The organism is Corallococcus sp. CA041A, assembly GCF_003612075.1.
In the GTDB taxonomy this organism is placed as follows: Bacteria; Myxococcota; Myxococcia; order Myxococcales; family Myxococcaceae; genus Corallococcus; species Corallococcus exiguus.
Genome location: NZ_RAWF01000671.1, coordinates 1 through 436 on the forward strand (window position 1 = coordinate 1; position 436 = coordinate 436).

At 69.0% G+C, this 436-nt stretch carries 1 protein-coding gene; it reads left to right on the forward strand.

Translation table 11 applies throughout. From position 1 onward, the window contains the following. Positions 1-436: 1-phosphofructokinase family hexose kinase (locus tag D7V77_RS42665; protein WP_233597587.1), on the forward strand; the 436-nt coding region annotated here is incomplete at both ends.

Consider the following 436-nt stretch of genomic DNA (forward strand, 5'->3'; position numbering starts at 1 on the left):
CGACCAGACCGTGCGGCTGGCGCACCTGCAACCGGGTCACGTGCATCGCGCCCGCAGTTCCCGCGACGACGCCGGCGGCAAAGGCATCAACGTGGCCGCTTGCCTGGCAGACTGGGGCGTGCCGACCACTGCGCTGGGCGTGCTCGGCGATGGCAACGACGGCGTGTTCAGCGCACTGTTTTCCGATCGGGGCATCGCAGACGCGTGTCTGCGCATTCCGGGCCGTACCCGCACCAACATCAAGCTGGTGGAAGATGCCAACGGCGAGACCACCGACATCAACCTGCCCGGCCTGTCACTGTGCGACGCCGATCTGGACGCGGTATCGCGCCGACTCGACGCACTGCTCCAGCCGCAGCTGCCGGTGGTGCTGTCCGGCAGCCTTCCGTCCGGGCTGCAAGCCGATGCATGGGCCCGACTGCAGGCGCAGGTGCGC